The following is an 18803-nucleotide window of genomic DNA, read 5'->3' as shown; positions in this document are numbered from 1 at the left end:
CCCAGAACAGATGGAGGTTCGTTTCACATGAGCACACCCGAAATCGACGACCCAAGCGCGAACTGGTCGTTCGAGACCAAGCAGATCCACGCCGGGCAATCCCCCGACGTCGCCACCCACGCCAGGGCGTTGCCGATCTACGCGACCACGTCGTACACGTTCGACAACACCGACCACGCCGCCGCGCTGTTCGGACTGGCCGAGCCGGGCAACATCTACACGCGGATCATGAATCCGACCCAGGACACCGTCGAACAGCGCATCGCCGCCCTGGAAGGCGGGGTCGCCGCCCTCTTCTTGTCCTCCGGCCAGGCCGCGGAGACCTTCGCGATCCTGAACCTGGCCAACGCCGGGGACCACATCGTGTCCAGCCCGCGGCTGTACGGCGGCACTTACAATCTGCTGCACTACACACTGCCCAAGCTGGGCATCGAGACCACATTCGTGACCGATCCCGACGACCCTGAGTCGTGGTCCAGCGCTGTGCAAGCCAATACCAAGGCGTTCTTCGCCGAGACCATCTCCAACCCCCAGATCGACGTACTGGATATCCCGGCCGTGTCGAAGGTGGCCCACGACAACGGGGTGCCGCTGATCGTCGACAACACCATCGCCACGCCCTACCTGATCCAGCCGATCGCCCACGGCGCCGACATCGTGGTGCACTCGGCGACCAAGTACCTCGGCGGCCACGGCACAGCCATCGCCGGGGTGATCGTCGACAGCGGCAAGTTCGACTGGCGCGTTGAAGAATCTGGGCAAGCCAAGTTCCCGGGATTTACCACCCCCGACCCCAGTTACCACGGGGTGGTCTTCGCCGAACTCGGCCCGCCCGCCTACGCGCTCAAGGCCCGTGTTCAGCTGCTGCGTGACCTGGGCTCGGCGGCCTCGCCGTTCAATGCCTTCCTGATCGCCCAAGGCCTGGAGACGCTGAGCCTGCGCATCGAGCGCCACGTCGCCAACGCCCAGAAGGTGGCCGAGTTCCTGGTCGGCCGCGAGGACGTGGTGTCGGTCAACTACGCGGGCCTGCCGACCTCGCCGTGGTACGAGCGCGCAAAGAAGTTGGCGCCCAAGGGAACCGGAGCGGTGCTGGCCTTCGAGCTGGCCGGAGGTGTCGAAAAAGGCAAGGCGTTCGTCAACGCCCTGCAGCTGCACAGCCACGTCGCCAACATCGGCGATGTGCGCTCGCTGGTGATCCACCCGGCGTCGACGACACACCAGCAGCTGTCCGCCGAGGAGCAGCTGGCCACCGGCGTCACCCCGGGTCTGGTGCGTCTGGCCGTTGGCCTCGAGGGCATCGACGACATCCTGGCCGACCTGGAGCGTGGCTTCGCGGCCGCCAAGTCCGTGTCGGCGGATGCGTCGGACGCGCGGGCCGTGGCAGCCTTTTGAGTGAGCCTGATATGACGATCAGTGATGAGCGCATAGTGACCCTGCCGGCCGAGGGTGAGATCGGTGTCGTCGACATCGGCCCGCTGAGGCTGGAAAGCGGAGTAGTACTCCCCGACGTCTCGATCGCGGTGCAGCGCTGGGGCGAGCTGTCCCCCAACCGCGACAACGTCGTGGTGGCACTGCATGCCCTGACCGGCGACTCGCATCTGACCGGGCCCGCCGGACCGGGCCATCCCACCCCAGGCTGGTGGGACGGCGTTGCCGGCCCCGGTGCACCGATCGACACCAACCGCTGGTGCGCGGTGGCCACCAACGTGCTGGGCGGGTGCCGCGGCTCGACCGGGCCCAGCTCGCTGGCCCGCGACGGAAAGCCGTGGGGTTCGCGGTTCCCGATCATCACCGTGCGCGACCAGGTCAACGCGGACGTGGCCGCACTGGCCGCACTGGGCATCACCGACGTCGCCGCATTGGTCGGCGGTTCGATGGGCGGTGCGCGTGCCCTGGAGTGGATGGTCGGCTACCCCGAACGAGTTCGGGCCGCGCTGGTGCTGGCCGTCGGTGCGCGCGCGACCGCCGACCAGATCGGCACGCAGAGCACCCAGATCGCGGCCATCAAGGCGGACCCGAACTGGCAGGGCGGGGACTATCACGGCACCGGGCGCAACCCCGATGTCGGGCTGCAGCTGGCCCGGCGCTTCGCCCACCTGACCTACCGCGGTGAGGTCGAACTGGACAACCGGTTCGGCAATGACGCCCAGGACGACGAAGACACGCTGACCGGCGGCCGGTATGCGGTGCAGAGCTACCTGGAGTATCAGGGCGCCAAACTGGTCGAGCGATTCGACGCGGGCAGCTACGTGACGCTGACCGAGACGCTGTCCAACCATGACGTCGGGCGCGGACGGGGTGGCGTGGCCGCGGCCCTGGGGTCCTGCCCGGTGCCGACGGTGGTCGGCGGCATCACCTCCGACCGGCTCTACCCGCTGCGCCTGCAGCAGGAACTGGCCGGGCTGCTGCCAAACTGCTCGGGGCTCAACGTGGTCGAGTCGATCTACGGTCACGACGGCTTCCTCGTCGAAACCGAGGCGGTGGGCGAATTGATCCGCCAGACCCTCGATCTGGCCGAGGGTCAAGGTTCCCGCACGCTGTGACCGAGTCACAGCGGATCCGTTCACTGTCCTTCGGGTCCGAGGCTGCCGCCTACGAGCGGGGCCGCCCGTCGTATCCGCCTGAGGCCATCGACTGGTTGTTGCCGCCCGGCGCCCGCGACGTGCTCGACCTGGGCGCCGGCACCGGCAAGCTGACCACCCGGCTGGTCGAGCGTGGCTTGAAGGTGGTGGCCGTCGACCCGCTGGCCGAGATGCTGGAGCTGCTCAGCTCCGCACTGCCCGACACCCCGGCGCTGCTGGGTACCGCCGAGCAGATCCCGTTGCCCGACAACAGCGTTGACGCCGTTCTGGTGGCCCAGGCATGGCACTGGTTCGATCCGCAGCGGGCGGTCGCCGAGGTGGCCCGGGTACTGCGGCCCGGCGGCCGGCTCGGGCTGGTGTGGAACGCCCGTGACGAACGGTTGGGCTGGGTCAAGGATCTGGGTCGCATCATCGGCCACGAGAACGCCCAGTTCAACGACACCACAACAGTCCCCGCACCGTTCGCCGATGTCGAACACCACCGTGTCGAGTGGACGAGTTACCTGACGCCGCAGGCGCTGATCGACCTCGTGGCTTCGCGCAGCTACTGCATAACCTCGCCGACGGCGGTGCGCACCCAGACTCTCGAGCAGGTTCGCGAGTTGCTGGCCACCCATCCGGCACTGGCGAACTCGACCGGAGTGGCGCTGCCCTATATCACGGTGTGTATCCGCGCGACGCTCGGCGGATAGGGTTAGCGGCCATGGGGGTGTCCGCCGCGCAATGGCTATCCACACTGGCGGCCGCCGGCGTGCCCGCGTTCCACTGTCGGCGGGCAACTGGCGAGCTTTCGATCGTGTCACGCACGCCCGAGTTCATGGCTGCCATGCAGTCGGTCAGTGGTCGCCTCGACGAGCGGTCGCTGTTGGAGCGGCTCGACGAGCAGTGGCCTTCGTCCGCCGGTGCTGACTCTTTCGCGATCGCGGCGGCTCACGAACCCGCCTGGCACTGCATGATCCGCGCCGTCGAGGCCGAGCAGGGTGAGTACTTGGCAATCCTGCGCTTGCCCGAGGAGTTACAGGCTCCCAGCGACGCGTTCTTCACGATCGTGGAAAACCTGCCCGACGTGGTCACGCGGTTCGATCGCGAGTTTCGGTGCAGGTACGCCAATCCACCGATGGCCAAGCTCACCGGCATACCCACGGAAACACGGCTGGGTAAGACCCATGCCGAGGTGGGCGTCTCCACTGACCTGGCGACCGCATTCCAGGCCGCCTACCAACGGGTCTTCGACACCGGTAAACCCGTAGAAATCGAGTTCGACTACCTCGCAGCGACGGGCCTTCGCCACTACCTGGGCCGGGCGACGCCCGAGTTCGACAACGAGGGGCGAGCGCAGACCGTCCTCTCGGTTGTGCGCGATATCAGCGACGTCAGACGACTGCAGCACCAGCTCGAGCAGCTTGCCCGCACCGACCCGCTGACGTCACTACTCAACCGCCGCAGCTTCACCTCGCGCCTGGACCTCGAGTTGGACCGCGTCCGGCGTTCCCAGGGCGGCTTCAGCCTGCTCTTGCTGGACCTCGACAACTTCAAGGACATCAACGACCGGTTCGGCCACGTCGCAGGCGACCGGGTTCTCGAAACGGTGGGCCGGATCCTGATCGAGGAGACACGACCCCACGATGTCGCGGCCCGGCTGGGCGGCGACGAGTTCTGCGTCGCCCTCATCGATACCGACGCGGCCAGCGCCCAGGCCGTCGCGCAGCGCATCGGCCGGCGGGTCAGCGATATCACCGACGAGGGCCGGCCACTGGGCATATCGGTGAGCGTCGGTATCGCCGCGGCCGAAGAGCAGGACCTGACGGCACAGGACCTACTCGCCCGCGTCGACGCACTGATGTACCAGGTGAAGTCGGGCGGAAACGAGACCGGGCCGTCGTAGGTCTTTCACGAGACACATACCGTCGCTGAGACGGACGCTAGAGTCCATGGCTATGGGGGATCAGTGGCTGCACTGGTTTGCCGCGTCGGCGGTGCCGGCCTTCTTATGCCAACGGAACGGCGTTCGAGTCGAGATCGTGTCCCGAACAGCCGAGTTCGCCGCTGCCGTCGACACGCGTACCGGTCGACTCGACGAGACCGCCTTCCTGGCCGGGCTGGACTCGGCGTGGCCCGAGACCGACAGTTCACCGACGGTGGCATACCTGCGCGATGCGCCGGATTGGGAGTGCGTACTGCAAGCACTCGACGATCCACCCACCCGCTGCCTGGGAATTCTGCGACTGACGACGCCGCGCCAGCGATACAACGAGGCGTTCTTCGCCATCGCACAGGCATTGCCCGACATCGTCGCGCGCCTTGACCGCAACCATAGGCACGTCTACATCAACCCGAGCATCGAACGGGTGACGGGAATTCCGGCCCAGGCATTCATCGGCAAGAGCAAACGCGAACTCGGCCTGCCACCAGAGCTGGTGGCCCAGTGGGAGTCTTTGGTGGACAAGGTTTTGCACACCGAAGAGCCGGCCGAGGAGGAGCATGAACTTCCCACCGTGCACGGACCACGCACCTTCCTGACCCGGGTGGTGCCCGAACGCGGCGCAGACGGCACCGTCCTCACCGTGCTCAGCACGTCGCACGACATCACCAAGCTCAAGCACCTGCAGCAGCAGCTGGCCGAATTGGCCCGCACCGACCCGCTGACGTCGGTGCTGAACCGCCGCGGTTTCGTGGAACGGATCGAACAGGAGTTGCACCGGGCGCAGGACCGGCGAGGCCGTCTGAGCCTGCTGTTTCTCGATGTGAACGACTTCAAGTCCGTCAACGACAGGTTCGGGCATATCGCGGGCGACAACGTGCTGATGGCCATCGGCGACGTGCTGCGGCACGAGGCCGGGCCGGACGATTTCGTCGCCCGCCTCGGCGGCGACGAGTTCTGTGTCGCCCTGGTTGACGCCGACGCCGCAGAGGCCAGCGCCGCCGCCAATCGAATTCGCCAGCGTATCAAAGGACTTGGCACCGGTGACCGCTGTCCGTGCCAAATCGGCGTGAGTATCGGATTCATCACCGCCGGCGACCGCGACCTCACCGTATCCGACCTGATGACACGGGTCGATCTGCAGATGTACCGGGAAAAGCCCCGCAAGCCCGGGCAGGCCTAACCGGCAAGTCCGAACCAGCGGTGCAATGCCTCTTGGAGATTGCGTGCATCGGTAGGCCCGAATCCATCTGCGGCCCAAGCGATGTAACCGTCCGGACGGATCATTAGCGCCGCCGGCCCGCCGGCCAGTTCCGCAGTCACGGTATCGACGCGGCCGGCCCAGGCCTGTGCGCCGGCCGCCGCCGCGCCTCCGCACAGGTCCAGCAGAATCGGCTTGGCGTTGTGCAGCAGGCTCGCCACCCGGCGGCCGTCGTCGAGTGTCAGATCCGGCACCAGATAGCCGGACAACGGATGGTCGTCACCGACGTCGTAGCGGACATCAGAGCCGGCGAGAAGCTTCCCGAGGTGCATACTCACCTCAGGGATCGCGATCAGCTCGGTGAATAGCCTTCGGAGTTCGGCTACTTCAGGCCCCGGCGCCATCAGCGCGCCCTGCGCCATCGAGTGCATCATCACCCGCCGCCCCACCGGGTGGCGCTCGCTCTGATACGTGTCGAGCAGTCCGGGCGGGGCCCAGCCGTTGATGTCGGCGGCCAGCTTCCAGCCCATGTTCACCGCGTCCTGCAGGCCCAAGTTCAGCCCGGGGCCACCCATCGCGGAATGCACATGGGCGGCGTCGCCGAGCAGCAGTACCCGCCCGGCCCGGTAATGCTCGGCCTGTCGGGTGTTCTGGCCGTCGATCCGGCGCAGCGCATGCGGTCCCGGTCCGCGGGGTTCTTCCAGCGGGACGTCGACACCCAGAATCCGCTCCAGGCTGGCGCGCAGTTCGGGGATCGACATGGGCCCCTGCTCGGCGGCAGTCCCGTCCTCTCTGGTGCCCACCAGGACAACCTCGGGCTGGAAACTGCCGACGAGCACCATGCCTGAGTCAAACCTGTTGTGCCCGAATGGTATATGCCCAACGCCGGGAACGTTCAGCCCGCCGTCCGGCGCGCGCAGCTCCTCGGGGACATGGACCTGCGCCAGCCGGGCGACCGTGGCCGACGTGGTGCCAGGAAAATCGATGCCGACACTCTTGCGCACCAGGCTGCGCCCACCGTCGGCCCCGACGAGGTACCCGGTTTTCAGGGTGTAGACACCGTCGACGGTGGCCACGCTGAGTTCGACATCGTCCGCGCCGGGTCGCAGTCCGGTCAGTTCGTGGCCCCAGCGCAGGTCCACGCCAAGGTCACGGGCATGCTGTTCCAGCAGCCGGACCAGCCGCGGCTGCGGCATCATCATCGCGTACATCGGGCTGTCCGACGGGTACTGCAGTTGCATCCCGGAGAACATCCACCCTGGCAACGCCTGTGGCGGCTGGTCGTCGCCGGTGAAGGCGGAGTAGAGCCCACGCATGTCGAGCATCCGAACCACCTGCCCGACAAGGCCGTTGGCCTTCGGCTCCGAGCTGGGCCCGGGCAGTGCGTCCAATACGACGGCGCTGATGCCGGCGAGCGCGAGTTCGCAGGCCAGCATCAGGCCGTTGGGTCCGGCACCGGAGATGACGACGGCGGGGTTCTCGGTCACGATCACTTCCTTTTCGGTTCGGGAAGACCCGCGGCGACAGCGGCGAAGCCGCGGCGGATCAGACCGGCGATGGGGACGGGCGGGTCTGAGGCGAGGTAGGTGTCCATCGCGGCTTCGGCGACGGCGCGGATGCTGGCGCCCACGAGGCGGGGGTACATGTCGCGGACCGGATCGGTGTGCGTGCGTTCGGCGATAGCGTCGATCCATTCGGCCATGAGGTCTTTGGCCAGCGCGTTGCGGATTTCCGTGGCCATGCTCAGCTCGACGAGCTGGTCGAGCTGCTTGCGCGTCGGTGCGTAGTCCTCGCCCATCTCGGCGAGCAGCGGCTGAAGCACCGACTCGGCGATCGCCTTCCACAGCGGTTCACTCGCGGGCGAAGCTCGAAATGCCGCCAGGCTGTGGCGCATTCGTTCGAGTTGCCGGTAGGCGATGGCCTCATACTTACCGGCGAAGTAGTTGTTGAACGTGCGCAACGACACCCCGGCGCGTTCGGCGATGGCTTCACGCGTGACGTTGTCCAGGCCGCGCTCGACGGTCAATGCCAGTGCGGCATCACTGAGGGCCCTTCGGGTTTCGGCCTTCTTGCGCTCGCGCAGCCCCTGCGGTGCCGTCATGCCGCCACCGTACGCCTAAAGTTGCCCACCGTGCAATATTGCCCACCAGGCAGATTTCGGGGGAGGCCCCGCTAGCTCGTACCCAGCGGGTCGATCGTCGCCGCGATGTAGACCACCGCCACGCACACCGTGGTCATCGTCGCGAAGTCGACGCCACGGGAGCGCACCACCAGCAGGCCCGCCCGCTCCTCGGTCAGCACCAGCCGCAGCCCGGCTGCCACGCCGACCGCGATACCGATCAGCAGCGCGCCGCGCCGCCAGAAGCCCGCCGCCACGAGGACGAAGGCGACCGCGAAGATCACCGCGACGCCCAGGATCGGCCATTGCGAACGCACGACGCGCCTGGCGAATGCCGATACCTGCGCCCAGGTCGGCACCCCGCGCCCCGCCCGGGCGGTCACCGGGCCGCTTCGGCCAGTTCGACGACGTTGGTCAGCAAGAAAGCCCGGGTCAGCGGACCCACCCCGCCCGGGTTGGGCGAGACATGGCCCGCGACCTCCCAGACATCGGGATGCACGTCGCCGGTGAGCTTTCCGTCCACGCGGCTCACCCCGACGTCGACCACGGCCGCACCGGGTCGCACCATGTCGGCGGTCAGCATGTGCGGCACACCGACGGCGGCGATGATGATGTCCGCCTGCCGGGTGAGCACAGGAAGGTCACGGGTTCCGGTGTGGCACAACGTCACTGTGGCGTTCTCGCTGCGCCGTGTGAGCAGCAGGCCCAGTGGGCGACCGACGGTCACACCGCGGCCGATGACCACCACGTGCGCGCCGGCGATAGGTACGTCGAAGCGTCGCAGCAGATGGACGATGCCGCGCGGCGTACAGGGCAACGGCGCCGCTGATCCATTTCCAGCGCCGAGCACCAGCCGGCCCAGGTTCGTCGGGTGCAATCCGTCGGCATCCTTGTCCGGGTCGACCCGTTCCAGCGCGGAGTTCTCGTCGAGATGGCGCGGCAACGGCAGCTGCACGATGTATCCGGTGCACTCGGGGTTGGCGTTGAGCTCGTCCAGCGTCTCGTCGAGCTGAGCCTGGCTGACGTCGGCGGGCAGGTCACGGCGGATCGAGGTGATCCCGACCTTGGCGCAGTCGGAGTGCTTGCCCTTCACATAGGCATGCGAACCGGGGTCGTCGCCGACCAGGACCGTACCCAATCCCGGGGTGTGTCCGGCCGCGGTGAGCGCCGCCACACGATCCTTCAGATCGACGAAAATCTCGTCGCGGGTGAGCTTGCCGTCCAGGGTGATTGCGACCACGCGCCATATTGTTCCATCGCACCGGGAGCTGTCGTTGACAGCATGGAGTTCGGCGTGGTCAGCTGCGGTTATGAACGGTTCGCCAGATGTGTTCAGCCCCGCCAAACTCGGCCCCATCACCCTGCGCAACCGCACCATCAAGTCGGCCACTTTCGAGGCGCGCACGCCCGATGACGTCGTTTCCGACGACCTGATCGCGTTTCACCGCGCCATCGCCGCCGGCGGAATCGGCATGACGACGGTCGCCTATACCGCGGTCAGCAAGGGCGGACGCACCAACGGCGGACAGATCTGGATGCGTCCGGAGGCGGTGCCCGGGCTGCAGCGGCTCGCCGATGCCGTGCACGCCGAGGGCGCGGCGATCAGCGCGCAGATCGGCCACGCCGGCCCGGTGGCCAATGCCCGCTCGAACAAGGCGCAGGCGCTGGCGCCCGTCCGGTTCTTCAACCCGCTGGGAATGAAGTTCGCCAAGCACGCCAGTCGTGACGACATCAACGACGTCATCGCCGCGCACGCGTCGGCAGCGCGGTTCGCCATCGACTCCGGATTCGACTCGGTCGAAATCCATCTCGGGCACAACTACCTGGCGAGTTCCTTCCTGTCGCCGATGATCAACCGCCGCACCGACGAATTCGGCGGCTCGTTGGAGAACCGGGCGAAAGTGGCCCGCGGCATCGTGATGGCCGTGCGCCGCGAGGTCGAGCGCCTCGGCCCGGCCCCGATCGCGGTGACCGCGAAGCTGAACATGGCCGACGGGGTTCGCGGCTCCATCAACATCGAGGAGTCGCTGCAGACCGCGAAGTGGCTGGAGGAAGACGGCGGCCTCGATGCGATCGAGCTCACCGCGGGCAGCTCACTGCTCAACCCGATGTACCTGTTCCGAGGCGACGCCCCGGTCAAGGAGTTCGCCGCCGCGCAGAAATGGCCGATGAACTGGGGCATGCGCTTGACCGGCAAGAAATTCATGCGCGAATACCCCTACCGTGACACCTACCTGCTGCGCGACGCCCAGCAGTTCCGCAAGGAGCTGTCGATGCCGCTGATCCTGCTCGGCGGTATCACCAACCGCGAGTCCATGGACCGGGCGATGGCCGAAGGTTTCGAATTCGTGGCCATGGGCCGCGCCCTGCTGGCCGAGCCTGATCTGCTCAATCGCATCCAGGCCGACGGCGACGCGCATTCGGTGCGATCGCTGTGTACGCACTGCAACAAGTGCATGCCGACGATCTACTCGCGGACACTCTGTGTGGTGACGGGCGGTCCGTCCTGACGAGCCGACGGCGTCGATACCGATAGAGTTGGTGTCGATGACTCGACCAGCCGCGCCTGTGCTGACCGTTCGGTACGACGGGTCGGAGCGCACCTTCGCCGCAGGGCATGACGTCGTCGTCGGGCGTGACCTGCGTGCCGACGTGCGTATCGCCCATCCCTTGATCTCTCGCGCCCACCTGGTGTTGCGCTTCGACCACGGTCGGTGGATGGCCATCGACAACGGCTCACTCAACGGCATGTTCGTCAATGGCCGCCGGATGCCGTCCGTCGACATTTCCGACGGCATGACCGTCAACGTCGGCAATCCGGACGGGCCTCCGATCAGCTTCGGGCTGGGCCGCGCCCAGGGTTCGGTGGGACGCCCGCCGCAGACCTCTTCGGTGCGCCTTGCCGCCCCGCTGTCGTCGCCCTCGTGGCCGGCCGCGCCGACCCGGGGTCCGGCGACCGCCGGATCGTGGCAGCCGCCGCCGTCGCAACAACAGCCGTCGCAACCGCACCCGGCTCATCAGCAGTCGCCGGGGTACCCGACCGGCGGTTCTCCTCCGCAACCGACATATCCGACGCACCCGCCGACCGTCGCCGGACCGTCGGCGCCCCCGCCGGCCACTGCGCCCACTCAGCTCCGCCAGGCAGTCGGCAAGCCCGCCGCCGGATCGTCGAATCTCGCGACGTCGATGCTGAAGATCCTGCGCCCGGGTGCACCCAGCGAGGTGCCGCCCGGCGGGATCAAGATCGGTCGCGCGACCGACAACGACATCGTCATCCCCGACGTGCTGGCCTCGCGGCACCACGCCACGCTGATCCCGACCCCGGGCGGCACGGAGATCGTCGACAACCGCAGCATCAACGGCACGTTCGTCAACGGCACGCGGGTCGACACCGCGATGCTGAACGACGGCGACACCGTCACGATCGGCAACATCGACCTGGTGTTCGCCGGCGGCACGCTCGCCCGGCGCACCGAGACCGAAGCCGCCACCGCCACCGGCGGTCTGGATGTGCGCGCCGTGACGTGGACGATCGAGAACAACAAGACCCTGCTGGACAACATCTCGCTGACGGCCCGCCCGGGAACGCTGACCGCGGTGATCGGCCCGTCCGGCGCCGGCAAGTCCACGTTCGCGCGGCTGGTCGCCGGCTACACCCACCCGACAAGTGGCACAGTGACTTTCGAGGGTCACAACATCCACGCCGAGTACGCCTCGCTGCGGTCCCGGATCGGCATGGTGCCGCAGGACGATGTGGTGCACGGTCAGCTGACGGTCAACCAAGCCCTGATGTACGCCGCCGAACTACGCCTGCCACCGGACACCACCAAGGAAGACCGTCAGCAGGTTGTCGCCCAGGTGCTCGCCGAGCTCGAGATGACCCAGCACGCGAACACGAGGGTGGACAAGCTGTCGGGCGGGCAGCGCAAACGCGCGTCGGTGGCACTCGAACTGCTGACCGGTCCGTCGCTGCTGATCCTCGACGAGCCGACCTCCGGTCTGGACCCGGCGCTGGACCGCCAGGTCATGACGATGCTGCGCCAGCTGGCCGACGCCGGCCGCGTGGTGCTGGTGGTGACCCACTCACTGACCTACCTCGACGTCTGCGATCAGGTGCTGCTGCTGGCTCCCGGCGGCAAGACCGCGTTCTGCGGGCCACCCAACCAGATCGGCGCAGCGATGGGCACGACGAACTGGGCCGACATTTTCAGCACTGTCGCAGGCGACCCCGATGCTGCCCATCAGCGCTACCTGTCGCAGACCGGGCCGGCTCCCCCACCGCCGCCGCTCGAGGCGCCGTCGAACATGGGCGAACCGACGCACACCAGCCTGTTGCGCCAGTTCTCGACGATTGCCCGCCGGCAGATGCGGCTCATCATCTCCGACCGCGGGTATTTCGTCTTCCTGGCATTGCTGCCGTTCATCATGGGTGTGCTGTCGCTCTCGGTGCCGGGCACCGTCGGTTTCGGGAAGCCCGATCCAATGGGCGATGCCCCTAACGAGCCCGGCCAGATCCTGGTGCTGCTCAACGTCGGAGCGATCTTCATGGGTACCGCGTTGACGGTGCGCGATCTGATCGGCGAGCGGCCGATCTTCCGCCGAGAACAGGCGGTCGGGTTGTCGACGACGGCCTACCTGCTGGCGAAGGTCTGCATCTATGCGGTGTTCGCGATCGTGCAGTCCACGATCGTCACCGCGATCACCGTCGCGGGCAAGGGCGGCCCGACGCAGGGTTCACTGACCTTTCTGAGCCCGACGCTGGAGCTGTTCGTGGTGATGGCGGCGACGACGGTCACCGCCGCGATGGTGGGCCTGGCCCTGTCGGCACTGGCCAAATCCAACGAGCAGATCATGCCGCTGCTGGTGGTCGCCGTCATGAGCCAGCTCGTGTTCTCCGGCGGCATGATCCCGGTGACCGGCCGCATGGTGCTCGACCAGTTGTCGTGGATCACTCCGGCCCGCTGGGGCTTCGCGGCGTCGGCCTCGACGATCGACCTGATCACGCTGGTGCCCGGCCCGTTGACCCCCAAGGACGCGCACTGGCATCACACCGCGTCGGCATGGTGGTTCGACATGGGCATGCTCGGGGCCCTCTGCGTCGGCTATCTGAGCCTGGTGCGCTGGAAGATCCGCCTTAACAGCGCGTGACGACGACGCGGGCGAGGCACGAGCCCACCTGAGGAGCCGCGCAATCAGACAGCGCGTGACGAGGAGCTGCACCGGGCGGGGGGACCTCCGTCCACCCGGGGGGATAGCCAATGGCTAGTGGACGGAGGTCTCCTCGCCCGGCGAGCTCACCGGGCAGGTTTGATGAGGTAGCCCGAGCCGCGCAGCGTGTGGATCATCGGCTCGCGACCGCGGTCAATCTTCTTGCGCAGATACGAGATATAGAGTTCGACGACGTTCGATCGGCCGCCGAAGTCGTAATCCCAGACCCGTTGGAGTATCTGGCTCTTGCTGACCACTCGGCGAGCGTTGTGCATGAGGAATCGCAGCACCTCGAACTCGGTGGCGGTCAGGTTGATCGCTTGCTCGCCGCGGATCACCTCGTGGGTGGCTTCGTCGAGCACGAGATCTCCAACCACCACTCGGGTGGTGCCATCGGCGACGCCTACACCGGTACGGCGCAGTAGTGCCCGCAGACGCAGGACGAGTTCCTCGAGGCTGAACGGCTTGGTGACGAAGTCGTCCCCACCAGCGCTCAGGGCCGCGATGCGGTCCTCCTGGGAGTCCTTGGCGGTCAGAAGCAGCAGCGGCAGACCAGGCTGGTTGTCTCGCAGACGCTCCAGGACTTCCAGGCCACCGATGTCAGGCAGCGTGACGCTCAGCACGACAATGTCGGGCGGACTGTGCCGCGCGAACTTGATCGCCTCTGCGCCGTTCGACGCAGTGGCGACCCGCCACCCCTCAAAGCGCAGCGTCATCGAAACCATCTCTGCCAGTACCGGTTCGTCGTCGACGACCAACGCGCGAATCGGTCCGCCGTCGTTGCGGCACAGAGCTGCCGGCCGGTTGCCAGCCACGGCCGTCAACGTCGTCCCCGATCGTGAACTGGACCCACCGCGCGAGCTTGTCTCGCCTGTGTGTGTCCGACCTGTGCGTGGCCTGTAGCGAATATGTGAGCCCGATGTTCGGCGCGCTGACCGCAGGCCAGCTCCCGTTGAGGTGTCGCGCAGCTGAAATTCGCGTCGGCGTTGATTTCCGTTCATCCGACGTCCATAGCGTGCGGCGCATGACGATGAGGACGGCGGCGCTGGCCGCAGCGGTAAGCCTTTCGATCGTGTTGGCCCCGCCTGCAGCGGCTGATGCGGGCGTGGACAAGTTCGGCGGCTGGAACCATCTTGTCGATAACGGCGGCCAGGTGATCACGATCTGGAAGATCAGCGATCTGAAGCCCAGCAGTGACACCATCCCCGGCTATCCCCTGGCGGGCAAGCTGTGGGAAGCGACGGCCAAGGTGCGCGCGGCCAAGGGCAGCGTCACGCCGATCATCCCGGACTTCAACGCGCGCGCCGCGAGCGGCGCCAACTACCCGGTGCTCTGGCAGGCGGCCACACCGGCGGGGATCAGTGGCGCCACGCTCCAGCAGGGCGACACATCCTGGGGCAAGCTGTACTTCGATGTGACCGGTCCGGCGCCCACCCAGGTGGTCTACAACAACGGGGTCACGGACCTGCTGGTCTGGAAGTAACTGGCGAACGAAAGTTCAGCTCCCTGCGCGCTGGTTGGGTCCCCAGTTCCACACGGTGGGATCGACCTGCGGGTAGTCCGGACAGACATCGGTGGCCTTTGCGACGACACCCTTGTTGTTGAAGAACAACTTCGCCCAATTGCCCCAGTGAGTGGCCATCTGCTCGTAGTAGACGTTGGTCGCAGTGTCTTCGGAATACTGTCGGCGACCGCTGGCATCCAGGGAGAAGAACCAGTAGATGCGATCGCGTGCTGCGTCCTCAACGTCAGCGGGGCGGTTGTTGTAGTCGATCATGTACCGCTGGTAGTAGATCGGCGACGTGTCGCGTGCCGCGGCCATGTATTGGTCGACAGTGCAGGCGGTATCGATGATCCGCTTGGGAATCGGGTAGTCATCGCTGGCATCTGCCACGGCCTTTCCTGGGAGCACTGCCACGCCCACGACCATGGCAACGACGATCGCACCGGTCCACGTCAGACCCCGAAGTCGTTCTTGCATGGCGTATCTCACTGTTCGCTCGTTTCGGCGACCTGCTGCAACAGGCCCTGCTTATCGGGGCAGTACAGCGGATAGGCCAGGGCAAGGAACTGCCAAGCCTGCGCTGTTGTGGCATTTTTCGATAGCTGCCTCGAGACGAACTGCGCGGAGTCGTAGGCGTTGTGATCGACGCCGCGGTCGAGTCGCTCACACGCGATCTTCGCGATCCAGGCGTTGTAGTCCTTCGGCCCGTAGACGCCAACGGTGTGCAGCTGATTCGCGAAATCGGTGTCGGGGTCGGCATGGGCGACTGCCGATGGCGCGACCATCAGCGTGGCGAATACGGCTCCCGCGATGATCTTGGTCGCAGCCGATCTCCCTCGCCGCACGGCACCGATCCTCATATCAGCGCCTCCTCGGACTCGGGCTCATAAGCGATCTCCTGCGTCGGCCACGACTGGGGGCGGGGACGCTGGCGGACGCGCTGCGGCCACCAGAACCAGCGTCCGAGCAAGGCCGCTATCGAGGGCGTCATCAGCGACCGGACCACTACGGTGTCGAACAGCAGGCCCAGCCCGATGGTTGTGCCGACCTGTCCGATGATCACCAGGCTGCTCACCGCCATCGAGGCCATAGTGAAGGCGAACACCAGACCCGCGGCGGTGACCACCGAACCGGTCCCCACCATCGCTCGGATGATCCCGGTGTTCAGGCCGGCGTGAATTTCTTCCTTCATTCGCGACACCAGCAGAAGGTTGTAGTCAGCGCCGACTGCCAGGAGAACAATCACCGACATCGGCAGCACCATCCAGTGCAGCGGCAGTCCGACGACGTGTTGCCACAGCAGCACCGACAAGCCGAAAGATGCGGCCAGGCTGAGCACTACCGTGCCGACGATGACTGCCGCGGCGACCACTGCTCTGGTGAGGATCACCATGATGACGAAGATCAGGATCAGCGCGGCGACCGCTGCGATGAGGAGGTCGTAGTCGGCGCCCTGCTGCATATCGCTGTACATAGCCGCGCTGCCACCCAGGTAGATGCGGGAACCCTCCAGCGGCGTTCCCTTGATCGCGTCGGCGGCGGCGATCTTCAGCGGCTCGATACGGGAGGTACCTTCCTCGGTCAGCGGATCGCCCTGATGGATGATGGTGAAGCGGACCGCATGCCCGTCAGGAGACAGGAACAGCTTGATACCTCGCTTGAAATCAGCGTTGTCGAACGCCTCCGGCGGCAGATAGAACGAGTCGTCGTTCTTGGCCGCATCGAATGCCTGGCCCATCGCTGTCGCGTTCTCCAGTTGCGCCATGTTCTGATCCTGCTGCGCCTTCTGGGCCTGATACTGATTGAGCATGAACTGCTTCTGGTTCTTCATCGTCTGAATCATCGGCGGCATCACCGCGACCATCTGCCCCGTCAGATCAGACATGCGCCGGATGTCGGGCACGATGTCTTGGAAGTCGTCCGACATCGTCGAGATGCCGTCGAGAGAATCGAAGACCGACCGCAGCGACCAGCACATCGGGATGTCGAAACAGTGTGGCTCCCAGTAGAAATAGTTGCGTATCGGCCGGAACTGATCGTCGAAATCGGCGAGGTGGTCACGCACCGTGGCGATGTCGGTCGACGTGACATCCATCTTTGCCGACATGCTTCGGGTGACCTCGGAAAGTTGCTGGGTGATGCCCTGCATCTTGGTCATCGAATCGATGGTGACCTGCATCTCGTCAGCCTGTTTGAGAATATTGCCGATGACGGTCTGCTGGTAATCGTTGTTCATCAGTTGGCCAGTACCGTTCTGGCTCAACGAGTAAGGAACCGTGGAGTGTTCGATCGGCTTACCCTCGGGCCGGGTGATGGTCTGCACCTGGGCGATCCCGTGCACCCGGGCCAGCGCCTTGGCGATCTTGTCGATGACGAGAAAGTCGGCCGGATTGCGCAAATCGTGGTCGGCCTCGACCATGAGTAGGTCGGGATTCATCTTGGCGCGGGAGAAGTGCCGTTCCGCCGCCGTGTACCCGACATTGGCCGACACAGTGTCGGGCAGGTAAATTCGATCGTTGTATGTGGTGTGGTAGCCGGGCAGCGTGAGAAGTCCCACCAGCGACGCCGCCACGGCGCACACCAGAATGGCTCCGGGCCAGCGGACGGTGGCAGTTCCGACCCGGTGCCACAGCTTCTGCTTCCCAACGCCTTTGGGCTCCAAGACACGGCCGAAGCGGCTGCACACCGTGATCACCGCCGGACCCAGAGTCAGCGCTGCGGCAACCACGACCAGCATGCCTGACGCGAGTGGGATCCCCATGGTTTGGAAGTACGGCAACCGAGTGAAATGCAGGCACAAGGTCGCGCCGGCGATGGTCAGGCCCGAGGCCAGCACGACATGGGCAGTTCCGTGGAACATGGTGTAGTACGCGGATTCTCGATCTTCGCCAGATCGACGCGCCTCCTGGTATCTGCCGATCAGGAAGATCGCGTAGTCCGTTGCCGCGGCAATGGCCAACGTGACGACCATATTGGTGGCGAATGTCGTCAACCCGAAAATGTTGTGGTAGCCCAGGAACGCAACGGCTCCCCGGGCGCCAGACAGTCCGAGTACGACCATCGCCAGAACGATCAGCGTGGTGACGATCGACCGGTAGACAATCAACAGCATGATGGTGATGACGCCGAAGGTGACAAGCTCGATCAGCTGCATGCTCTTGTCGCCGACGATGTTCTGGTCCGTGGTGGTAGCAGCGGGCCCGGTGACGTAGGCCGTGACCCCTTGTGGGGCAGGGGTTTCCGCGGCAATCTTCCGGACGGCCTCCACTGACTCATTGGCCAGCGTTTCGCCCTGGTCCCCCGCGATATACACCTGGACGTACGCGGCCTTGTTGTCGGCACTCTGAGCGGCCGCGGCCGTGAAAGAATCGCCCCAGAAGTCTTGGACATGCTGGACATGCTTGGTGTCGGCGCGAAGGTCTCGAACGATCTTGTCGTAGAACTCGTGAGCTTGGGCGCCCAACGGCTGCTCACCTTCGAGGACCACCATCACCGAACTGCTGGTGTCATATTCCTTGAACACCTGGCCGACCCGCTTGGTCGCGATCAGCGACGGCGCATCGTTGGGACTCATCGAGACCGCCCGCAGCTTGCCGACGTCCTCGAGCGTGGGCACCACGGTGGTCAGCACGACGATCAGCGCGATCCACCCCAGGATGATCGGCACCGCGAACACGCGGATGAATCGAGGGATGCCCGGGCGGGCCCGATGCCGGGAAGCACGGACGGCGTCGGTCGGCGTGACGTCGACTTCTGTGCTCACGCCGACTTCACCAGGCAAAAGGTCGCGGCATTCATTCCGGTAGCGGTCCTCTCCTCTTTGACCACGTCATCGACGGTGATCCGGCATCCGATTGCGTTCCCGTCGCCCTGGGCCAGGATGTTGGGCGAGGCCGATGGATCGGTCGTGCTGAGCGTCAGCGACCAGGGCAGCGTCACACTCCCGGTCCGCTGGGGTATCCCTTTCAGGTCCAGGTAGTTGACCATTGCCGTACCACCCGAACCGAAGACCTCGTAGGTCACCACCTTCGGATCGAAATCCTCGGCGCTGTCCGACGTTATCGGTGTCACGACAACCGGGTTCGAGCCGAACACCCCGCGGGCGTTCTTCACCGCCGCCACTCCGACCGCGACAACGACGACCACAAGCACCGGTATCCACACTCGTCCGAGAATTCGCGTCATCGCGATGACCCCGAATGGCCGGGCTCTGACCCCTCGATCAACGGTTGACGTTGCGGCGCAACGGCGGTCGCGCGCGATCTACC

17 protein-coding genes are annotated in these 18803 nt (G+C 66.0%); 8 read left to right on the top strand and 9 right to left on the bottom strand.

What is annotated here, in order from left to right; all coding sequences use genetic code 11:
- Positions 1-27 precede the first annotated feature (27 nt).
- Genes CG716_RS10400 through CG716_RS10380 form a run of 5 tightly spaced genes read left to right on the top strand, consistent with a single transcriptional unit; the run spans position 28 to position 5686 of the window.
- Entirely contained in the window at positions 28-1392 is a 1365-nt protein-coding gene (locus CG716_RS10400) for a bifunctional o-acetylhomoserine/o-acetylserine sulfhydrylase (RefSeq protein ID WP_094479139.1), read from the top strand.
- A gap of 11 nt (positions 1393-1403) precedes the next feature.
- The gene (gene metX, locus CG716_RS10395) at positions 1404-2543 is read left to right on the top strand and encodes a homoserine O-acetyltransferase MetX (protein ID WP_094479137.1); all 1140 of its coding nucleotides are present in this window, start codon (positions 1404-1406) and stop codon (positions 2541-2543) included.
- Positions 2540-3274, top strand: coding sequence for a class I SAM-dependent methyltransferase (locus CG716_RS10390; RefSeq protein WP_094479135.1), 735 nt, complete (start codon positions 2540-2542; stop codon positions 3272-3274). The genes metX and CG716_RS10390 overlap by 4 nt, the downstream gene beginning before the upstream one ends.
- 11 nt (positions 3275-3285) lie before the next feature.
- Positions 3286-4467, top strand: coding sequence for a sensor domain-containing diguanylate cyclase (locus CG716_RS10385; RefSeq protein ID WP_094479133.1), 1182 nt, complete (start codon positions 3286-3288; stop codon positions 4465-4467).
- 46 nt (positions 4468-4513) lie between these two features.
- Positions 4514-5686, top strand: coding sequence for a sensor domain-containing diguanylate cyclase (locus CG716_RS10380; protein WP_094479131.1), 1173 nt, complete (start codon positions 4514-4516; stop codon positions 5684-5686).
- On the opposite strand, the gene CG716_RS10375 is transcribed toward CG716_RS10380, so the two are convergent.
- From CG716_RS10375 to CG716_RS10360, 4 genes are all read right to left on the bottom strand, one after another.
- Positions 5683-7194, bottom strand: a complete 1512-nt coding sequence (locus CG716_RS10375) for an FAD-dependent monooxygenase (protein ID WP_420093183.1) — start codon at positions 7192-7194, stop codon at positions 5683-5685. The two genes, CG716_RS10380 and CG716_RS10375, sit on opposite strands and share 4 nt — an antisense overlap.
- Complete coding sequence (locus CG716_RS10370) at positions 7194-7805, bottom strand: TetR/AcrR family transcriptional regulator (protein WP_094479129.1); 612 nt, start codon at positions 7803-7805, stop codon at positions 7194-7196. Before CG716_RS10370 ends, CG716_RS10375 begins: the two co-directional genes overlap by 1 nt.
- Positions 7806-7876: 71 nt before the next feature.
- Positions 7877-8182 carry a DUF3017 domain-containing protein gene (locus CG716_RS10365; protein ID WP_094479416.1) on the bottom strand — a complete coding sequence of 102 codons (306 nt, stop codon included), beginning with the start codon at positions 8180-8182 and terminating at the stop codon, positions 7877-7879.
- Positions 8183-8202: 20 nt separating this feature from the next.
- Positions 8203-9063: a bifunctional methylenetetrahydrofolate dehydrogenase/methenyltetrahydrofolate cyclohydrolase gene (locus tag CG716_RS10360; RefSeq protein WP_094479127.1), complete on the bottom strand. Its 861-nt coding sequence runs from the start codon at positions 9061-9063 to the stop codon at positions 8203-8205.
- Positions 9064-9133: 70 nt separating this feature from the next.
- On the opposite strand from CG716_RS10360, the gene CG716_RS10355 reads away from it, so the two are divergent.
- Both CG716_RS10355 and CG716_RS10350 read left to right on the top strand, forming a co-directional pair.
- Complete coding sequence (locus CG716_RS10355) at positions 9134-10333, top strand: NADH:flavin oxidoreductase (RefSeq protein WP_094479125.1); 1200 nt, start codon at positions 9134-9136, stop codon at positions 10331-10333.
- Positions 10334-10364: 31 nt separating this feature from the next.
- Positions 10365-12971 carry an FHA domain-containing protein gene (locus CG716_RS10350; protein WP_094479123.1) on the top strand — a complete coding sequence of 869 codons (2607 nt, stop codon included), beginning with the start codon at positions 10365-10367 and terminating at the stop codon, positions 12969-12971.
- Between the two features lie 146 nt (positions 12972-13117).
- On the opposite strand, the gene CG716_RS10345 is transcribed toward CG716_RS10350, so the two are convergent.
- A complete protein-coding gene (locus CG716_RS10345) occupies positions 13118-13822 on the bottom strand; it encodes a response regulator transcription factor (protein ID WP_165774101.1) in 705 nt (234 codons plus the stop codon).
- A gap of 233 nt (positions 13823-14055) precedes the next feature.
- Here CG716_RS10345 and CG716_RS10340 point away from each other — a divergent pair, with 233 nt between their 5' ends.
- Complete coding sequence (locus CG716_RS10340; RefSeq protein WP_094479119.1) at positions 14056-14514, top strand: MPT63 family protein; 459 nt, start codon at positions 14056-14058, stop codon at positions 14512-14514.
- Between the two features lie 15 nt (positions 14515-14529).
- Here CG716_RS10340 and CG716_RS10335 read toward each other — a convergent pair whose 3' ends face one another.
- The 4 genes from CG716_RS10335 to CG716_RS10320 all read right to left on the bottom strand — a co-directional run bounded on the left by CG716_RS10335 (position 14530) and on the right by CG716_RS10320 (position 18720).
- On the bottom strand, positions 14530-15012 hold the full coding sequence (locus CG716_RS10335) for a DUF5078 domain-containing protein (protein ID WP_094479117.1): 483 nt from the start codon (positions 15010-15012) through the stop codon (positions 14530-14532).
- An 8-nt stretch (positions 15013-15020) separates the two neighbouring features.
- Positions 15021-15320 carry a DUF732 domain-containing protein gene (locus tag CG716_RS10330; RefSeq protein ID WP_234817804.1) on the bottom strand — a complete coding sequence of 100 codons (300 nt, stop codon included), beginning with the start codon at positions 15318-15320 and terminating at the stop codon, positions 15021-15023.
- 71 nt (positions 15321-15391) lie between these two features.
- Positions 15392-18298: an MMPL/RND family transporter gene (locus CG716_RS10325; protein ID WP_094479113.1), complete on the bottom strand. Its 2907-nt coding sequence runs from the start codon at positions 18296-18298 to the stop codon at positions 15392-15394.
- Positions 18295-18720, bottom strand: coding sequence for an MmpS family transport accessory protein (locus tag CG716_RS10320; protein WP_094479111.1), 426 nt, complete (start codon positions 18718-18720; stop codon positions 18295-18297). The genes CG716_RS10325 and CG716_RS10320 overlap by 4 nt, the downstream gene beginning before the upstream one ends.
- Between the last annotated feature and the right edge of the window lie 83 nt (positions 18721-18803).

The organism is Mycolicibacterium sphagni, assembly GCF_002250655.1.
GTDB lineage: Bacteria > Actinomycetota > Actinomycetes > Mycobacteriales > Mycobacteriaceae > Mycobacterium > Mycobacterium sphagni.
Note: the sequence above shows the minus strand (reverse complement) of the source record. Positions and strands in the feature narration are given on the sequence as shown.